The sequence below is a fragment of the Streptomyces sp. NRRL S-337 genome (assembly GCF_000720175.1).
Taxonomy (GTDB): Bacteria; Actinomycetota; Actinomycetes; order Streptomycetales; family Streptomycetaceae; genus Streptomyces; species Streptomyces siderophoricus.
Genome location: NZ_JOIX01000020.1, coordinates 55,607 through 72,859 on the forward strand (window position 1 = coordinate 55,607; position 17,253 = coordinate 72,859).

The window sequence follows — 17,253 nt, forward strand, 5'->3', positions numbered from 1 at the left end:
GACCCCGTACAGACCATCTAGATACGACCCTGAGAGGGATTGACGCATAGTGCTCGACGTCAACTTCTTCGACGAGCTGCGGATCGGCCTCGCCACCGCTGACGACATCCGTCAGTGGTCCCACGGTGAGGTCAAGAAGCCGGAGACCATCAACTACCGCACCCTCAAGCCCGAAAAGGACGGACTCTTCTGCGAGAAGATCTTCGGCCCGACCCGGGACTGGGAGTGCTACTGCGGTAAGTACAAGCGCGTCCGCTTCAAGGGCATCATCTGCGAGCGGTGCGGCGTCGAGGTCACTCGCGCCAAGGTGCGCCGTGAGCGGATGGGCCACATCGAGCTGGCCGCTCCCGTCACCCACATCTGGTACTTCAAGGGCGTGCCGAGCCGGCTGGGCTACCTGCTGGACCTCGCGCCCAAGGACCTCGAGAAGGTCATCTACTTCGCCGCGTACATGATCACGTACGTGGACGAGGAGCGCCGCACCCGCGATCTGCCCTCGCTGGAGGCCCACGTCTCCGTCGAGCGCCAGCAGATCGAGCAGCGCCGCGACTCCGACCTGGAGGCCCGCGCCAAGAAGCTCGAGACCGACCTGGCCGAGCTGGAGGCCGAGGGTGCCAAGGCCGACGTGCGCCGCAAGGTGCGCGAGGGTGCCGAGCGTGAGATGAAGCAGCTGCGCGACCGTGCGCAGCGCGAGATCGACCGCCTCGACGAGGTCTGGAACCGCTTCAAGAACCTCAAGGTCCAGGACCTGGAGGGCGACGAGCTGCTCTACCGCGAGCTGCGTGACCGCTTCGGCACGTACTTCGACGGTTCGATGGGTGCCGCGGCGCTGCAGAAGCGCCTGGAGACCTTCGACCTGGAGGAGGAGGCCGAGCGCCTCCGCGAGATCATCCGGACCGGCAAGGGCCAGAAGAAGACCCGTGCGCTCAAGCGCCTGAAGGTCGTCTCCGCCTTCCTGCAGACCCGCAACAGCCCCAAGGGCATGGTGCTGGACTGCATCCCGGTGATCCCGCCGGACCTTCGTCCGATGGTGCAGCTGGACGGTGGCCGCTTCGCGACCTCCGACCTGAACGACCTGTACCGCCGTGTCATCAACCGCAACAACCGCCTGAAGCGGCTTCTCGACCTCGGCGCGCCCGAGATCATCGTGAACAACGAGAAGCGCATGCTCCAGGAGGCCGTCGACGCGCTCTTCGACAACGGCCGCCGCGGCCGTCCGGTCACGGGCCCCGGCAACCGTCCGCTGAAGTCGCTGTCCGACATGCTCAAGGGCAAGCAGGGCCGCTTCCGTCAGAACCTGCTCGGTAAGCGCGTCGACTACTCCGCCCGTTCCGTCATCGTCGTCGGCCCGCAGCTGAAGCTGCACCAGTGCGGTCTGCCCAAGGCCATGGCGCTGGAGCTCTTCAAGCCGTTCGTGATGAAGCGCCTGGTGGACCTGAACCACGCGCAGAACATCAAGTCGGCCAAGCGCATGGTCGAGCGCGGCCGCACCGTCGTGTACGACGTCCTCGAAGAGGTCATCGCCGAGCACCCGGTGCTGCTGAACCGTGCGCCCACCCTGCACCGCCTCGGCATCCAGGCCTTCGAGCCGCAGCTGGTCGAGGGCAAGGCCATTCAGATCCACCCGCTCGTCTGCACCGCGTTCAACGCGGACTTCGACGGTGACCAGATGGCCGTCCACCTCCCGCTGTCCGCGGAGGCGCAGGCCGAGGCCCGCATCCTGATGCTGTCCTCGAACAACATCCTCAAGCCGGCCGACGGGCGTCCGGTCACCATGCCGACCCAGGACATGGTGCTCGGCCTCTTCTTCCTCACCACGGATGAAGAGGAGCGCGAGGTCAAGGGCGAGGGCCGGGCCTTCGGCTCGGTCGCCGAGGCGATCATGGCCTTCGACGCCCGCGAGCTCTCGCTCCAGGCGAAGGTCGACATCCGCTTCCCGATCGGCACCGTCCCGCCGCGTGGCTGGACCCCGCCGGTTCCGGAGGAGGGCGAGCCCGAGTGGCAGCAGGGTGACAGCTTCCGGCTGCGGACGACCCTGGGCCGTGCGCTCTTCAACGAGCTGCTGCCCGAGGACTACCCGTTCGTCGACTACTCGGTGGGCAAGAAGCAGCTCTCCGCGATCGTCAACGACCTGGCCGAGCGCTACCCGAAGGTCATCGTGGCGGCGACGCTCGACAACCTGAAGGCGGCCGGCTTCCACTGGGCGACCCGTTCCGGCGTCACCGTCGCCGTTTCGGACATCGTCGTGCCGGAGGCCAAGAAGGCCATCGTCGCGGGCTACGAGGCCCAGGACGAGAAGGTCCAGAAGCAGTACGAGCGCGGTCTGATCACCAAGGACGAGCGCACTCAGGAACTGATCAACATCTGGACCAAGGCGACCAACGAGGTCGCCGAGGCGATGAACGAGAACTTCCCCAAGACGAACCCCATCTTCATGATGGTTGACTCGGGTGCCCGAGGAAACATGATGCAGATGCGGCAGATCGCCGGTATGCGTGGTCTGGTGTCGAACGCGAAGAACGAGACCATCCCGCGTCCGATCAAGGCGTCGTTCCGCGAGGGTCTGTCCGTGCTGGAGTACTTCATCTCCACGCACGGTGCCCGTAAGGGTCTGGCGGACACCGCCCTTCGTACCGCCGACTCCGGTTACCTCACCCGTCGTCTGGTCGACGTCTCCCAGGACGTCATCATTCGCGAGGAGGACTGCGGCACCGAGCGCGGCCTCAAGCTGCGGATCGCCTCGAAGGACGCCGCCGGTGTCCTGCGCAAGGCGGACGACGTCGAGTCCAGCGTCTACGCCCGCATGCTGGCCGAGGACGTCGTCGTCGACGGCAAGGTCGTCGCGCCGGCGAACGTCGACCTCGGTGACGTGCTCATCGACGCGCTGGTCAACGCCGGCGTCGAGGAGGTCAAGACCCGCTCGGTCCTGACCTGTGAGTCCGCGGTCGGCACCTGTGCCTTCTGCTACGGCCGTTCGCTGGCCACCGGCAAGCTGGTCGACATCGGTGAGGCGGTCGGCATCATCGCCGCCCAGTCCATCGGTGAGCCCGGCACCCAGCTGACGATGCGTACCTTCCACACCGGTGGTGTGGCCGGTGACGACATCACCCTGGGTCTGCCGCGTGTCGTCGAGCTCTTCGAGGCCCGTACGCCCAAGGGCGTCGCCCCGATCTCGGAGGCGGCCGGCCGCGTCCGGATCGAGGAGACCGAGAAGACCAAGAAGGTCATCGTCACGCCGGACGACGGCAGCGACGAGACGGCCTACGGCGTCTCCAAGCGCGCCCGCCTGCTGGTGGCCGAGGGTGACCACGTCCAGGTCGGCCAGCCGCTGACCGTGGGTGCGATCAACCCGCACGACGTGCTGCGGATCCTCGGCCAGCGCGCCGTCCAGGTCCACCTGGTCGGCGAGGTCCAGAAGGTCTACAACAGCCAGGGCGTGGCGATCCACGACAAGCACATCGAGATCATCATCCGGCAGATGCTGCGCCGCGTGACGATCATCGAGTCCGGCGACGCGGAGCTGCTGCCGGGCGAGCTCGTGGAGCGCACGAAGTTCGAGAGCGAGAACCGTCGTGTCGTGGCGGAAGGCGGCCACCCGGCCTCCGGCCGTCCGCAGCTGATGGGTATCACCAAGGCTTCGCTGGCGACGGAATCCTGGCTGTCGGCCGCCTCCTTCCAGGAGACGACCCGAGTCCTGACGGACGCGGCGATCAACGCCAAGTCCGACAGCCTCATCGGCCTCAAGGAGAACGTCATCATCGGTAAGCTCATCCCGGCCGGTACGGGCCTGTCCCGCTACCGCAACATCCGGGTCGAGCCCACCGAGGAGGCCAAGGCCGCGATGTACTCGGCCGTCGGTTACGACGACATCGACTACTCGCCCTTCGGCACCGGCTCCGGCCAGGCGGTCCCGCTGGAGGACTACGACTACGGCCCGTACAACCAGTAGTCCTGGTCCGTACACCGTCCACAGGGCGGCCACCCTCCGGGGGGGGCCGCCCTGCGGCATTGGGGGCCGCGCGGGGGAACTTGTCCTCCCATCCCTGCGTCTCTGATGAGAAGATGGGGAGAACTGTCGAGCGGGGGGAGGGTCGCGACGTGGCATTCCAGCCGTGGCAGGGCGGGCAGCCCGCTCAGCCGTGGAATCAGGTGCCTGCCATGCGTGCCTCGCACGCCGATCGTGAGCGGGCGGTCGATGTGCTCAAGGCGGGGTTCGCCGAGGGGCGGTTGTCGCAGCCGGAGTACGAGCAGCGGCTGACCCGGGCGTACAAGGCACAGACCCACACCGAGTTGCAGATGCTGGTCTCGGACCTGCCGATGGGGCCGGTGCCGCAGGCGCAGTTCGTACCGCAGCGGCCGGTGCCGGCGACGTTCATGCCGATGCAGATGCCGCCGCCGCAGGTGACGAACGGCTCGGCGACCGGTGCGCTGGTCTGCGGGCTGATGACGCCGGTGACCTGGGGGCTGACCGCGATCCCGGCGGTGATCCTGGGCCACAAGGCACGCGCCGAGATCCGCCGCTCCGGGGAGCGCGGGGACGGGCAGGCGCTCACCGGACTGATCCTGGGCTGGCTGGCGATCGGTGGCTGGGCGCTGATGTTCCTGGTGTGGATCCTGCTCGCGGCGGTCAACCTCTGACGTGCCGCGGGGGCGCCCGCGCCTTCTTCCGTCCGGGCCGCTCGCGCACTACGGTGGCGGCAACGCCGTGACGAGTCCGGCGTGTCCTTCGCGTGTGCATTTGTTTTGACCGCAGCCAATGCGGTAGGTACGCTCTGACCTTGTGCCTGGGGTGTCCCTGGGCTGCCGTGCGCGCAATCTCCCCAAGCCACCGGCCGGGAGGCCACCAGCACGGAAGCCGGGTCTCGACACCGCAATCTGCCGCCTTCTCGTTCCAGCGGGGACCGGACTGCAGTATTCGACACACCCGACCGCGTGGGTCGGGAGCGTTCCAGGTTAGCTTTACCGAGACTGGCACACAGAAACCGGAGAAACGGTGCCTACGATCCAGCAGCTGGTCCGCAAGGGCCGGCAGGACAAGGTCGAGAAGAACAAGACGCCCGCACTCGAGGGTTCCCCCCAGCGCCGCGGCGTCTGCACGCGTGTTTTCACCACCACCCCGAAGAAGCCGAACTCGGCCCTGCGTAAGGTCGCGCGTGTGCGTCTGACCAGCGGGATCGAGGTCACCGCTTACATTCCGGGTGAGGGCCACAACCTCCAGGAGCACTCGATCGTGCTCGTGCGTGGCGGCCGTGTGAAGGACCTGCCGGGTGTTCGGTACAAGATCATCCGCGGCTCCCTCGACACGCAGGGCGTCAAGAACCGCAAGCAGGCTCGCAGCCGCTACGGCGCCAAGAAGGAGAAGTAAGAATGCCTCGTAAGGGCCCCGCCCCGAAGCGCCCGGTCATCGTCGACCCGGTCTACGGCTCTCCTCTGGTGACCTCCCTCATCAACAAGGTGCTGCTGAACGGAAAGCGCTCCACCGCTGAGCGCATCGTTTACGGCGCCATGGAGGGGCTGCGCGAGAAGACCGGCAACGACCCGGTCATCACCCTCAAGCGCGCGCTCGAGAACATCAAGCCGACCCTCGAGGTCAAGTCCCGCCGCGTCGGTGGCGCGACCTACCAGGTCCCGGTCGAGGTCAAGCCCGGCCGTGCCGCCACCCTCTCGCTCCGCTGGCTCGTGGGCTACTCGCGCGCCCGTCGCGAGAAGACCATGACCGAGCGCCTCATGAACGAACTGCTCGACGCCTCCAACGGCCTCGGCGCTTCGGTCAAGAAGCGTGAGGACACGCACAAGATGGCCGAGTCCAACAAGGCCTTCGCGCACTACCGCTGGTAGTCGCAACCCACATCGAGACCGAGAGAAGATTGAGCCACTATGGCTACCACTTCGCTTGACCTGGCCAAGGTCCGCAACATCGGGATCATGGCCCACATCGACGCGGGCAAGACGACCACCACCGAGCGGATCCTGTTCTACACCGGTGTTTCGTACAAGATCGGTGAAGTCCACGACGGCGCTGCCACGATGGACTGGATGGAGCAGGAGCAGGAGCGCGGCATCACGATCACGTCTGCCGCGACGACCTGCCACTGGCCGCTGGACAACGTCGACAACACCATCAACATCATCGACACCCCGGGCCACGTCGACTTCACCGTCGAGGTGGAGCGCTCGCTGCGCGTGCTCGACGGTGCGGTGACGGTGTTCGACGGTGTTGCCGGTGTGGAGCCCCAGTCCGAGACCGTTTGGCGTCAGGCGGACCGCTACGGCGTTCCGCGCATCTGCTTCGTCAACAAGCTCGACCGTACGGGCGCCGAGTTCCACCGCTGCGTCGACATGATCACGGACCGCCTCGGCGCGACCCCGATCGTGATGCAGCTGCCCATCGGTACCGAGATGGACTTCAAGGGTGTCGTCGACCTCGTCAAGATGAAGGCTCTCGTCTGGTCGGCCGAGGCCGCCAAGGGCGAGATGTACGACATCGTCGACATCCCGGACACGCACATCGAGGCCGCCGACGAATGGCGCGGCAAGCTCCTCGAGGTCGTCGCCGAGAACGACGAAGAGATCATGGAGCTCTACCTCGAGGGCCAGGAGCCCACCGAGGAGCAGCTCTACGCGGCGATCCGCCGGATCACCATCGCCTCCGGCAAGGCTGACGTCACCACCGTCACGCCGGTGTTCTGCGGTACCGCGTTCAAGAACAAGGGCGTCCAGCCCCTGCTCGACGCGGTCGTGCGCTACCTCCCCTCCCCGCTCGACGTCGAGGCCATCGAGGGCCACGCCGTCAACGACCCGGAGGAGGTCGTCAAGCGCAAGCCGTCCGAGGACGAGCCGCTGGCCGCCCTCGCGTTCAAGATTGCGAGCGACCCCCACCTGGGCAAGCTCACCTTCATCCGGGTGTACTCGGGCCGCCTTGAGGCCGGCTCGCAGGTGCAGAACTCGGTGAAGGGCAAGAAGGAGCGCATCGGCAAGATCTACCGGATGCACGCGAACAAGCGTGAGGAGATCGACTCGGTGGGTGCCGGTGACATCGTCGCCGTCATGGGTCTGAAGCAGACCACCACCGGTGAGACCCTCTGTGACTCCGCCAACCAGGTCATCCTGGAGTCGATGGAGTTCCCGGCCCCGGTCATCCAGGTCGCCATCGAGCCCAAGTCCAAGGGCGACCAGGAGAAGCTGGGTGTCGCCATCCAGCGTCTCGCCGAAGAGGACCCCTCGTTCCAGGTGCACACCGACGAGGAGACCGGCCAGACCATCATCGCGGGTATGGGCGAGCTGCACCTCGACGTGCTGGTCGACCGTATGAAGCGTGAGTTCCGGGTCGAGGCCAACGTCGGCAAGCCGCAGGTCGCCTACCGCGAGACCCTGCGCAAGGCGGTCGAGCGCCTGGACTACACGCACAAGAAGCAGACCGGTGGTTCCGGTCAGTTCGCGAAGGTCCAGATCGCGCTGGAGCCCCTCGAGGGCGACGGGTACGAGTTCGAGAACAAGGTCACCGGTGGCCGCATCCCGCGGGAGTACATCCCGTCCGTGGACGCGGGCTGCCAGGAGGCCATGGAGTTCGGTGTTCTCGCCGGCTACCCGCTGACCGGTGTCAAGGTCACGCTGCTCGACGGTGCGTTCCACGAGGTCGACTCGTCCGAGATGGCCTTCAAGATCGCCGGTTCGATGGCCTTCAAGGAGGCCGCCCGCAAGGCCTCCCCGGCCCTGCTTGAGCCGATGATGAAGGTCGAGGTCACCACGCCCGAGGACTACATGGGCGATGTGATCGGCGACATCAACTCCCGCCGTGGTCAGATCCAGTCCATGGAGGACCGCAGCGGCGCCAAGCTCGTCACGGGCCTGGTTCCCCTCTCGGAGATGTTCGGCTACGTCGGAGACCTCCGCAGCAAGACGTCGGGTCGCGCGAGCTACTCGATGCAGTTCGACTCCTACGCCGAGGTTCCGCGGAACGTCGCCGAGGAGATCATCGCGAAGGCCAAGGGCGAGTAACTCCGGTCCCGTAAGAACCGGAGCGCAACACGCTTTAGGCTTGACACCGTCTGATGGGGGTAATCCCCGCAAACCGTGAGGATTGCCCCCGTCAGCCGGCACCCCAGCAAAGATCACCTGGCGCCGATGAGTAAGGCGTACAGAACCACTCCACAGGAGGACCCCAGTGGCGAAGGCGAAGTTCGAGCGGACTAAGCCGCACGTCAACATCGGCACCATCGGTCACATTGACCACGGTAAGACGACCCTCACGGCCGCCATTACCAAGGTGCTGCACGACGCGTACCCCGACCTGAACGAGGCCTCGGCCTTCGACCAGATCGACAAGGCTCCTGAGGAGCGCCAGCGCGGTATCACCATCTCCATCGCGCACGTCGAGTACCAGACCGAGTCGCGTCACTACGCGCACGTCGACTGCCCCGGTCACGCGGACTACATCAAGAACATGATCACCGGTGCGGCGCAGATGGACGGCGCCATCCTCGTGGTCGCCGCGACCGACGGCCCGATGCCGCAGACCAAGGAGCACGTGCTCCTGGCCCGCCAGGTCGGCGTTCCGTACATCGTTGTCGCCCTGAACAAGGCCGACATGGTGGACGACGAGGAGATCCTGGAGCTCGTCGAGCTCGAGGTCCGTGAGCTCCTCTCCGAGTACGAGTTCCCCGGCGACGACGTTCCGGTCGTCAAGGTCTCGGCGCTCAAGGCGCTCGAGGGCGACGCCGAGTGGGGCAAGTCCGTCCTCGACCTGATGAAGGCCGTCGACGAGTCGATCCCGCAGCCCGAGCGTGACGTCGACAAGCCGTTCCTGATGCCGATCGAGGACGTCTTCACGATCACCGGTCGTGGCACCGTCGTCACCGGTCGTATCGAGCGCGGTGTCCTGAAGGTCAACGAGACCGTCGACATCATCGGCATCAAGACCGAGAAGACCACCACCACGGTCACCGGTATCGAGATGTTCCGGAAGCTCCTCGACGAGGGCCAGGCCGGTGAGAACGTCGGTCTGCTGCTTCGTGGCATCAAGCGCGAGGACGTCGAGCGCGGCCAGGTCATCATCAAGCCGGGCTCGGTCACCCCGCACACCGAGTTCGAGGCGCAGGCCTACATCCTCTCCAAGGACGAGGGTGGCCGCCACACGCCGTTCTTCAACAACTACCGTCCCCAGTTCTACTTCCGTACCACGGACGTGACGGGCGTTGTGACCCTCCCCGAGGGCACCGAGATGGTCATGCCCGGCGACAACACCGAGATGTCCGTCTCGCTGATCCAGCCGGTCGCCATGGAGGAGGGCCTGAAGTTCGCCATCCGTGAGGGTGGCCGGACCGTCGGCGCCGGCCAGGTCACCAAGATCGTCAAGTAAGACGGTCCGCTCGACCTGGTAGCTCCCCGGAGCACCCCAAGGAGCCCCGCACACCGCAAGGTGGGCGGGGCTCCTTGACAGTTGGGGATCGATTGGCCTTGGGTGCCGGGCGTATGGCACACTGTCCAGGTTGCTCGGTTGAGTGCCGATGCTGCGCGCCTCCCGCCGGGAGGACCGGAAGCGAGTCCCAGGTATTCGTCGTCCCTTTTCAGGGGCGGAAGTACGGGAATCTTCCGGGAAGCGTCAGCGGGGTGCCTCGGCCAGGCGCCCGGTGGGTGTCCTTCCCCCGCCTCCTCCTTCTTGAGGGATCTTCCGTGCGGAGATTTACGAGAAGGGGTGCGACACGCCCGACCGCGTGGGTCGGAGAAGGACGCGAACCTCCCGGGTCCCAGAGCGTTACGAGAGACAGGACTACGAAGTAGCCATGGCGGGACAGAAGATCCGCATCCGGCTCAAGGCCTACGACCACGAGGTCATCGACTCCTCGGCGAAGAAGATCGTCGAGACGGTGACCCGCACTGGTGCGTCGGTCGCGGGCCCGGTGCCGCTGCCCACTGAAAAGAACGTGTACTGCGTCATCAAGTCGCCGCACAAGTACAAGGACTCGCGCGAGCACTTCGAGATGCGCACGCACAAGCGCCTGATCGACATCCTCGACCCGACGCCGAAGACCGTTGACTCCCTGATGCGACTCGACCTCCCGGCCGGTGTCGACATCGAGATCAAGCTCTGAGGGCCGGTGATCTGAGAGATGGCTAAGCAGATCAAGGGCATCCTGGGCGAGAAGCTCGGTATGACGCAGGTGTGGGACGAGAACAACCGTGTTGTTCCGGTCACCGTCGTCAAGGCCGGGCCCTGTGTCGTTACCCAGGTGCGCACCAATGACCAGGACGGCTACGACTCCGTCCAGATCGCCTTCGGCGAGATCGACCCGCGCAAGGTGAACAAGCCCCTCAAGGGCCACTTCGCGAAGGCCGACGTCACCCCCCGCCGTCACCTCGTCGAGGTCCGTACTCCCGACGCCGGTGAGTACACCCTCGGCCAGGAGCTGACCGCTGAGACCTTCGAGTCCGGCGTCAAGGTGGACGTGACCGGCAAGAGCAAGGGCAAGGGCTTCGCCGGTGTCATGAAGCGTCACGGCTTCGGCGGCGGCAAGGCCTCGCACGGTGCCCACCGCGTGCACCGCAAGCCGGGCTCCATCGGTGGCTGCGCCACCCCGGGCCGCGTGTTCAAGGGCATGCGGATGGCCGGCCGTATGGGCAATGAGCGGGTCACCACCCAGAACCTGACCGTCCACGCCGTTGACGCGGAGAAGGGTCTGCTGCTCATCAAGGGCGCAGTTCCTGGTCCGAACGGCGGCCTCGTCCTGGTCCGTACCGCGGCCAAGGGGGCCTGAGGTAACCGATGAGCACCATTGACATCCTTTCGCCTGCTGGCGACAAGGCCGGGTCCGTCGAGCTCCCTGCGGAGATCTTCGACGCCAAGGTCAGCATTCCGCTGATCCACCAGGTCGTTGTTGCACAGCTGGCCGCGGCCCGTCAGGGCACGCACAAGACCAAGACCCGTGGCGAGGTCCGCGGCGGTGGCAAGAAGCCGTACCGCCAGAAGGGCACCGGCCGCGCGCGCCAGGGTTCGACCCGTGCGCCGCAGTTCGCCGGCGGTGGCATCGTCCACGGCCCCGTGCCGCGTGACTACAGCCAGCGGACCCCGAAGAAGATGAAGGCCGCCGCCCTGCGCGGTGCCCTCACCGACCGGGCCCGCAACAGCCGCATCCACGTCGTTTCCGGCGTGGTCGAGGGCGACATCTCCACCAAGGCCGCCAAGGCTCTCCTCGGCAAGGTCAGCGAGCGCAAGAACGTGCTCCTGGTCGCCGAGCGCAGCGACGAGGCCGCGTGGCTGTCCGCCCGCAACCTGCCCCAGGTTCACATCCTGGAGCCGGGCCAGCTGAACACGTACGACGTGCTCGTCTCCGACGACGTGGTCTTCACCAAGGCCGCCTTCGAGTCCTTCGTGTCCGGCCCCAAGGCCAACGCTGAGACCGAAGGGAGCGACGCCTGATGACTGAGGCCGTCGTCACCAGCAAGACCTTCACGGACCCGCGTGACATTCTTGTCAAGCCGGTGGTTTCCGAGAAGAGCTACGCGCTGCTGGACGAGAACAAGTACACGTTCGTCGTCGACCCGCGTGCAAACAAGACCCAGATCAAGCAGGCCGTCGAGGCGGTCTTCTCGGTCAAGGTCACCGGGGTCAACACGATCAACCGGCAGGGCAAGCGCAAGCGCACCCGCACCGGTTACGGCAAGCGCGCGAACACCAAGCGCGCCATCGTGACCCTCGCCGAGGGCGACCGTATCGACATCTTCGGCGGCCCGGTCTCCTAACGGAGTCCGAGTCGTCCGGAATCGGACGAGGACTGAGAAATGGGTATCCGCAAGTACAAGCCGACGACCCCGGGCCGTCGTGGCTCCAGCGTCGCCGACTTTGTCGAGATCACGCGGTCCACGCCGGAGAAGTCGCTGGTCCGCCCGCTGCACAGCAAGGGCGGCCGTAACAACGCCGGTCGTGTGACCGTTCGCCACCAGGGCGGTGGCCACAAGCGCGCCTACCGCGTGATCGACTTCCGTCGTCACGACAAGGACGGCGTGCCGGCCAAGGTCGCGCACATCGAGTACGACCCGAACCGCACCGCGCGCATCGCGCTGCTGCACTACGCAGACGGCGAGAAGCGCTACATCATCGCGCCCCGTGGCCTGGCCCAGGGTGCTCGGATTGAGAACGGCCCTGGCGCCGACATCAAGCCGGGCAACAACCTGCCGCTGCGCCACATCCCCGTGGGTACGACGATCCACGCGATCGAGCTGCGTCCGGGCGGCGGTGCGAAGTTCGCCCGCTCGGCCGGTGCCTCCGTGCAGCTGCTGGCGAAGGAGGGCGCGATGGCCCACCTTCGTATGCCGTCCGGTGAGATCCGCCTGGTCGACGTGCGCTGCCGCGCCACCGTCGGCGAGGTCGGCAACGCCGAGCAGTCGAACATCAACTGGGGCAAGGCCGGCCGTATGCGCTGGAAGGGCGTCCGCCCGACCGTGCGTGGTGTCGTGATGAACCCGGTCGACCACCCGCACGGTGGTGGTGAGGGCAAGACCTCCGGTGGTCGCCACCCGGTCTCGCCCTGGGGCCAGAAGGAGGGTCGTACTCGCTCGCCGAAGAAGGCCAGCAACAAGTACATCGTCCGCCGCCGCAAGACGAACAAGAAGCGCTAGGAGCGGGTTTAGATGCCGCGCAGTCTCAAGAAGGGGCCCTTCGTCGACGACCACCTCTCCAAGAAGGTGGACACGCAGAACGAAGCCGGCACCAAGAACGTCATCAAGACCTGGTCCCGCCGCTCCATGATCGTCCCGGCCATGCTCGGCCACACGATCGCGGTGCACGACGGCCGCAAGCACGTCCCGGTGTTCGTCACCGAGTCGATGGTCGGCCACAAGCTCGGCGAGTTTGCGCCGACCCGCACCTTCCGCGGCCACGAGAAGGACGACCGCAAGTCGCGTCGTCGCTGATCGACCGGAGTGCGAAGACTATGACTGACACCGAAGGGACAACCATGGAAGCCAGGGCCCAGGCGCGGTACATCCGCGTCACGCCCATGAAGGCCCGCCGCGTGGTGGACCTTATCCGTGGCATGGATGCCACGGAGGCTCAGGCGGTCCTGCGTTTCGCCCCGCAGGCCGCGAGCGTGCCGGTGGGCAAGGTGCTGGACAGCGCCATTGCCAACGCCGCGCACAACTACGACCACACGGACGCCTCTACGCTGGTCATCAGCGAGGCGTACGTCGACGAGGGCCCGACCCTGAAGCGGTTCCGTCCGCGTGCCCAGGGCCGTGCCTACCGGATCCGCAAGCGGACCAGCCACATCACCGTGGTCGTCAGCAGCAAGGAAGGAACCCGGTAATGGGCCAGAAGGTAAACCCGCACGGGTTCCGCCTCGGCGTGACGACGGACTTCAAGTCCCGCTGGTACGCCGACAAGCTGTACAAGGACTACGTCAAGGAAGACGTCGCCATTCGTCGCATGATGACGAAGGGCATGGAGCGCGCCGGTATCTCGAAGGTGGAGATCGAGCGCACCCGTGAGCGCGTCCGCGTTGACATCCACACCGCTCGCCCGGGCATCGTCATCGGCCGCCGCGGCGCCGAGGCCGACCGCATCCGCGGTGAGCTCGAGAAGCTGACCGGCAAGCAGGTCCAGCTGAACATCCTCGAGGTCAAGAACCCCGAGACCGATGCTCAGCTGGTCGCCCAGGCCGTCGCCGAGCAGCTGTCCTCCCGCGTCTCCTTCCGTCGCGCCATGCGTAAGAGCATGCAGTCGACGATGAAGGCCGGCGCCAAGGGCATCAAGATCCAGTGCGGCGGTCGTCTCGGCGGCGCCGAGATGTCCCGCTCGGAGTTCTACCGCGAGGGCCGTGTGCCCCTGCACACGCTCCGCGCGAACGTCGACTACGGCTTCTTCGAGGCCAAGACCACCTTCGGCCGCATCGGCGTGAAGGTCTGGATCTACAAGGGCGACGTCAAGAACATCGCCGAGGTGCGTGCCGAGAACGCTGCCGCCCGTGCGGGTAACCGCCCGGCCCGCGGTGGCGGCAACGACCGCCCGCGCCGCGGTGGCGAGCGTGGCGGCCGCGGTGGCCGCAAGCCGCAGCAGCAGACCGCCGCTGCCGAGGCCCCCAAGGCCGAGGCCGCTGCCGCTGCTCCGGCGGAGACCCCCGGAACGGAGGCCTGACCGACATGCTGATCCCTCGCAGGGTCAAGCACCGCAAGCAGCACCACCCGAAGCGCAACGGCATGGCCAAGGGTGGCACCGAGCTGGCCTTCGGTGAGTACGGAATCCAGGCCGTCACCCCGGCCTACGTGACGAACCGGCAGATCGAGTCCGCTCGTATTGCCATGACCCGTCACATCAAGCGTGGCGGCAAGGTGTGGATCAACATCTACCCCGACCGTCCGCTGACGAAGAAGCCGGCCGAGACCCGCATGGGTTCCGGTAAGGGTTCTCCGGAGTGGTGGGTCGCGAACGTCAAGCCCGGTCGGGTGATGTTCGAGCTGTCCTTCCCGAACGAAAAGGTTGCCAAGGAGGCGCTGACCCGCGCCGCCCACAAGCTTCCGATGAAGTGCCGCATCGTGCGGCGCGAGGCAGGTGAGTCGTGATGGCGGCCGGTACCAAGGCGACCGAGCTGCGCGAGCTGAATGACGAGGACCTCGTCGGCAAGCTTCGTGAGGCCAAGGAGGAGCTGTTCAACCTCCGCTTCCAGGCGGCGACCGGACAGCTCGAGAACCACGGCCGGCTGAAGGCCGTCCGCAAGGACATCGCCCGGATCTACACCCTGATGCGTGAGCGTGAGCTGGGCATCGAGACGGTGGAGAGCGCCTGATGAGCGAGAAGAATGTGACTGAGACGAACGAGCGCGGTTTCCGCAAGACCCGTGAGGGTCTCGTCGTCAGCGACAAGATGGACAAGACCGTCGTCGTCGCCGTCGAGGACCGCGTCAAGCACGCGCTGTACGGCAAGGTCATCCGCCGTACCAACAAGCTCAAGGCGCACGACGAGCAGAACGCTGCCGGTGTCGGCGACCGCGTCCTCCTGATGGAGACCCGGCCGCTGTCCGCCACCAAGCGCTGGCGCATCGTCGAGATCCTCGAGAAGGCCAAGTAATCCCTCCTAGGGGGACCCCCTAGGAACAGTTCCGCCAGGCTCGGCGAGAAGCGCGATCCACTCGCGCTTCTCGCCGGGAACCGGCAGACATTCAGGAGATAGACGTGATCCAGCAGGAGTCGCGACTGCGTGTCGCCGACAACACTGGTGCGAAGGAGATCCTTTGCATCCGTGTTCTCGGTGGTTCCGGTCGCCGCTACGCGGGCATCGGTGACGTCATCGTCGCCACCGTCAAGGATGCGATCCCCGGTGGCAACGTGAAGAAGGGTGACGTCGTCAAGGCCGTCATCGTTCGCACCGTCAAGGAGCGCCGCCGTCCGGACGGCTCGTACATCCGCTTCGACGAGAACGCGGCCGTCATCCTCAAGAACGATGGCGACCCCCGCGGCACCCGCATCTTCGGCCCCGTGGGCCGGGAACTGCGCGAGAAGAAGTTCATGAAGATCATCTCGCTCGCGCCGGAGGTGCTGTAACCGATGAAGATCAAGAAGGGCGACCTGGTCCAGGTCATCACCGGTAAGGACAAGGGCAAGCAGGGCAAGGTCATCCAGGCCTTCCCCCGCGAGGACCGTGTCCTGGTCGAGGGTGTCAACCGGGTCAAGAAGCACACCAAGGCCGGCCAGACCGCTCGTGGTTCGAAGACCGGCGGCATCGTGACGACCGAGGCCCCGATCCACGTGAGCAACGTTCAGCTCGTGGTGGAGAAGGACGGCCAGAAGGTTGTCACCCGCGTCGGATACCGCTTCGACGACGAGGGCAACAAGATCCGCGTTGCCAAGCGGACCGGTGAGGACATCTGATGACTGCCACCACCAACGCGCCGCGTCTCAAGACGCGCTACCGCGAAGAGATCGCCGGGAAGCTGAAGGACGAGTTCTCGTTCGAGAACGTCATGCAGATCCCCGGTCTGACCAAGATCGTGGTCAACATGGGTGTGGGCGACGCCGCCCGCGACTCCAAGCTGATCGAGGGCGCCATCCGCGACCTCACCACGATCACCGGCCAGAAGCCGGCCGTCACCAAGGCCCGTAAGTCCATCGCGCAGTTCAAGCTGCGTGAGGGCCAGCCGATCGGTGCCCACGTCACCCTCCGCGGTGACCGCATGTGGGAGTTCCTGGACCGTCTGCTGTCGCTCGCGCTCCCGCGCATCCGCGACTTCCGTGGTCTGTCCCCGAAGCAGTTCGACGGTCGGGGCAACTACACCTTCGGTCTCACGGAGCAGGTCATGTTCCACGAGATCGACCAGGACAAGATCGACCGTACCCGGGGTATGGACATCACCGTGGTCACCACGGCGACCAACGACGATGAGGGCCGCGCTCTCCTTCGTCACCTCGGCTTCCCGTTCAAGGAGGCGTGAGCGAGATGGCGAAGAAGGCTCTGATTGCCAAGGCTGCTCGCAAGCCGAAGTTCGGTGTGCGCGCGTACACCCGCTGCCAGCGCTGCGGCCGTCCGCACTCCGTGTACCGCAAGTTCGGCCTGTGCCGCGTGTGCCTTCGTGAGATGGCTCACCGTGGCGAGCTGCCGGGCGTGACCAAGAGCTCCTGGTAATCCCCCAGTTGGGATTCCCCGGAGACTCTCGGTAAGCAGTCGGTCGGCGGGCACCTGCCCCCTTTTCCCGTAGGGTGGAGGGGTTTGGGTGTCCCGCCGCCCGAGACCGACCGCGGGCCGTGCCCGCATAACGTCGCTTACTACGCCGTAGGTCCCCGCGCCGCACCCGTCCCGACCTTGATCGGGGAGAGGGATGGCGCACATAGGAAACCCCGGCGAGAGAGGCCGAAGGCCAATTCATGACCATGACTGACCCCATCGCAGACATGCTGACCCGTCTGCGGAACGCGAACTCGGCGTACCACGACACCGTCGTGATGCCGCACAGCAAGATCAAGTCGCACATCGCGGAGATCCTCCAGCAGGAGGGTTACATCACCGGCTGGCGCGTCGAGGACGCCGAGGTCGGCAAGAACCTCGTCCTCGAGCTGAAGTTCGGCCCGAACCGCGAGCGCTCGATCGCCGGCATCAAGCGGATCTCGAAGCCGGGCCTGCGGGTCTACGCAAAGTCCACCAACCTGCCGAAGGTGCTCGGCGGCCTGGGCGTGGCGATCATCTCCACGTCGCACGGTCTCCTCACCGGCCAGCAGGCGCAGAAGAAGGGCGTGGGTGGGGAAGTCCTCGCCTACGTCTGGTAACCCGGG

Annotated in this window: 22 protein-coding genes; all 22 read left to right on the plus strand. The window is 66.2% G+C overall.

Going from position 1 to position 17,253, the window contains the following annotated elements; translation table 11 throughout:
• Positions 1–49: 49 nt before the first annotated feature.
• Entirely contained in the window at positions 50–3,949 is a 3,900-nt protein-coding gene (locus tag IG62_RS0117240) for a DNA-directed RNA polymerase subunit beta' (RefSeq protein WP_030803112.1), read from the plus strand.
• Positions 3,950–4,158: 209 nt separating this feature from the next.
• Positions 4,159–4,638: a DUF1707 and DUF4190 domain-containing protein gene (locus IG62_RS0117245; RefSeq protein WP_030803116.1), complete on the plus strand. Its 480-nt coding sequence runs from the start codon at positions 4,159–4,161 to the stop codon at positions 4,636–4,638.
• 355 nt (positions 4,639–4,993) lie between these two features.
• Positions 4,994–5,365 (plus strand): 30S ribosomal protein S12, encoded by a 372-nt coding sequence (gene rpsL, locus IG62_RS0117250; RefSeq protein ID WP_003948652.1) that lies wholly within the window; start codon positions 4,994–4,996, stop codon positions 5,363–5,365.
• A 2-nt stretch (positions 5,366–5,367) separates the two neighbouring features.
• The gene (gene rpsG / locus IG62_RS0117255; protein WP_030413008.1) at positions 5,368–5,838 is read left to right on the plus strand and encodes a 30S ribosomal protein S7; all 471 of its coding nucleotides are present in this window, start codon (positions 5,368–5,370) and stop codon (positions 5,836–5,838) included.
• A gap of 39 nt (positions 5,839–5,877) precedes the next feature.
• Positions 5,878–7,998, plus strand: coding sequence for an elongation factor G (gene fusA, locus IG62_RS0117260; RefSeq protein WP_030803119.1), 2,121 nt, complete (start codon positions 5,878–5,880; stop codon positions 7,996–7,998).
• Between the two features lie 166 nt (positions 7,999–8,164).
• Complete coding sequence (tuf, locus tag IG62_RS0117265; RefSeq protein WP_030803122.1) at positions 8,165–9,358, plus strand: elongation factor Tu; 1,194 nt, start codon at positions 8,165–8,167, stop codon at positions 9,356–9,358.
• A 424-nt stretch (positions 9,359–9,782) separates the two neighbouring features.
• Positions 9,783–10,091, plus strand: a complete 309-nt coding sequence (gene rpsJ, locus IG62_RS0117270; RefSeq protein WP_003948644.1) for a 30S ribosomal protein S10 — start codon at positions 9,783–9,785, stop codon at positions 10,089–10,091.
• 18 nt (positions 10,092–10,109) lie between these two features.
• Positions 10,110–10,754, plus strand: a complete 645-nt coding sequence (rplC, locus tag IG62_RS0117275; protein ID WP_030413011.1) for a 50S ribosomal protein L3 — start codon at positions 10,110–10,112, stop codon at positions 10,752–10,754.
• Positions 10,755–10,762: 8 nt separating this feature from the next.
• A complete protein-coding gene (gene rplD / locus IG62_RS0117280) occupies positions 10,763–11,416 on the plus strand; it encodes a 50S ribosomal protein L4 (protein WP_030413012.1) in 654 nt (217 codons plus the stop codon).
• Positions 11,416–11,739 carry a 50S ribosomal protein L23 gene (gene rplW / locus IG62_RS0117285; protein WP_030413013.1) on the plus strand — a complete coding sequence of 108 codons (324 nt, stop codon included), beginning with the start codon at positions 11,416–11,418 and terminating at the stop codon, positions 11,737–11,739. The genes rplD and rplW overlap by 1 nt, the downstream gene beginning before the upstream one ends.
• 39 nt (positions 11,740–11,778) lie before the next feature.
• Positions 11,779–12,615 (plus strand): 50S ribosomal protein L2, encoded by an 837-nt coding sequence (gene rplB / locus IG62_RS0117290; protein WP_006604876.1) that lies wholly within the window; start codon positions 11,779–11,781, stop codon positions 12,613–12,615.
• 12 nt (positions 12,616–12,627) lie between these two features.
• Positions 12,628–12,909 carry a 30S ribosomal protein S19 gene (rpsS, locus tag IG62_RS0117295; protein ID WP_030016988.1) on the plus strand — a complete coding sequence of 94 codons (282 nt, stop codon included), beginning with the start codon at positions 12,628–12,630 and terminating at the stop codon, positions 12,907–12,909.
• Positions 12,910–12,953: 44 nt separating this feature from the next.
• The gene (gene rplV, locus IG62_RS0117300) at positions 12,954–13,301 is read left to right on the plus strand and encodes a 50S ribosomal protein L22 (protein ID WP_009997296.1); all 348 of its coding nucleotides are present in this window, start codon (positions 12,954–12,956) and stop codon (positions 13,299–13,301) included.
• The gene (gene rpsC / locus IG62_RS0117305; protein WP_018090897.1) at positions 13,301–14,128 is read left to right on the plus strand and encodes a 30S ribosomal protein S3; all 828 of its coding nucleotides are present in this window, start codon (positions 13,301–13,303) and stop codon (positions 14,126–14,128) included. The genes rplV and rpsC overlap by 1 nt, the downstream gene beginning before the upstream one ends.
• 5 nt (positions 14,129–14,133) lie before the next feature.
• Positions 14,134–14,553 carry a 50S ribosomal protein L16 gene (gene rplP / locus IG62_RS0117310; protein ID WP_004571829.1) on the plus strand — a complete coding sequence of 140 codons (420 nt, stop codon included), beginning with the start codon at positions 14,134–14,136 and terminating at the stop codon, positions 14,551–14,553.
• Positions 14,553–14,777, plus strand: a complete 225-nt coding sequence (gene rpmC / locus IG62_RS0117315) for a 50S ribosomal protein L29 (protein ID WP_006604881.1) — start codon at positions 14,553–14,555, stop codon at positions 14,775–14,777. The genes rplP and rpmC overlap by 1 nt, the downstream gene beginning before the upstream one ends.
• Positions 14,777–15,058 carry a 30S ribosomal protein S17 gene (rpsQ, locus tag IG62_RS0117320; protein ID WP_006604882.1) on the plus strand — a complete coding sequence of 94 codons (282 nt, stop codon included), beginning with the start codon at positions 14,777–14,779 and terminating at the stop codon, positions 15,056–15,058. Before rpmC ends, rpsQ begins: the two co-directional genes overlap by 1 nt.
• Before the next feature lie 104 nt (positions 15,059–15,162).
• On the plus strand, positions 15,163–15,531 hold the full coding sequence (gene rplN, locus IG62_RS0117325; protein WP_003998823.1) for a 50S ribosomal protein L14: 369 nt from the start codon (positions 15,163–15,165) through the stop codon (positions 15,529–15,531).
• A 3-nt stretch (positions 15,532–15,534) separates the two neighbouring features.
• Positions 15,535–15,858: a 50S ribosomal protein L24 gene (gene rplX / locus IG62_RS0117330; RefSeq protein WP_030413017.1), complete on the plus strand. Its 324-nt coding sequence runs from the start codon at positions 15,535–15,537 to the stop codon at positions 15,856–15,858.
• Entirely contained in the window at positions 15,858–16,418 is a 561-nt protein-coding gene (gene rplE, locus IG62_RS0117335; RefSeq protein ID WP_030413018.1) for a 50S ribosomal protein L5, read from the plus strand. Before rplX ends, rplE begins: the two co-directional genes overlap by 1 nt.
• A gap of 5 nt (positions 16,419–16,423) precedes the next feature.
• Positions 16,424–16,609: a type Z 30S ribosomal protein S14 gene (locus tag IG62_RS0117340; RefSeq protein ID WP_003956452.1), complete on the plus strand. Its 186-nt coding sequence runs from the start codon at positions 16,424–16,426 to the stop codon at positions 16,607–16,609.
• Positions 16,610–16,848: 239 nt separating this feature from the next.
• On the plus strand, positions 16,849–17,247 hold the full coding sequence (gene rpsH, locus IG62_RS0117345; RefSeq protein ID WP_030413019.1) for a 30S ribosomal protein S8: 399 nt from the start codon (positions 16,849–16,851) through the stop codon (positions 17,245–17,247).
• Positions 17,248–17,253 lie beyond the last annotated feature (6 nt).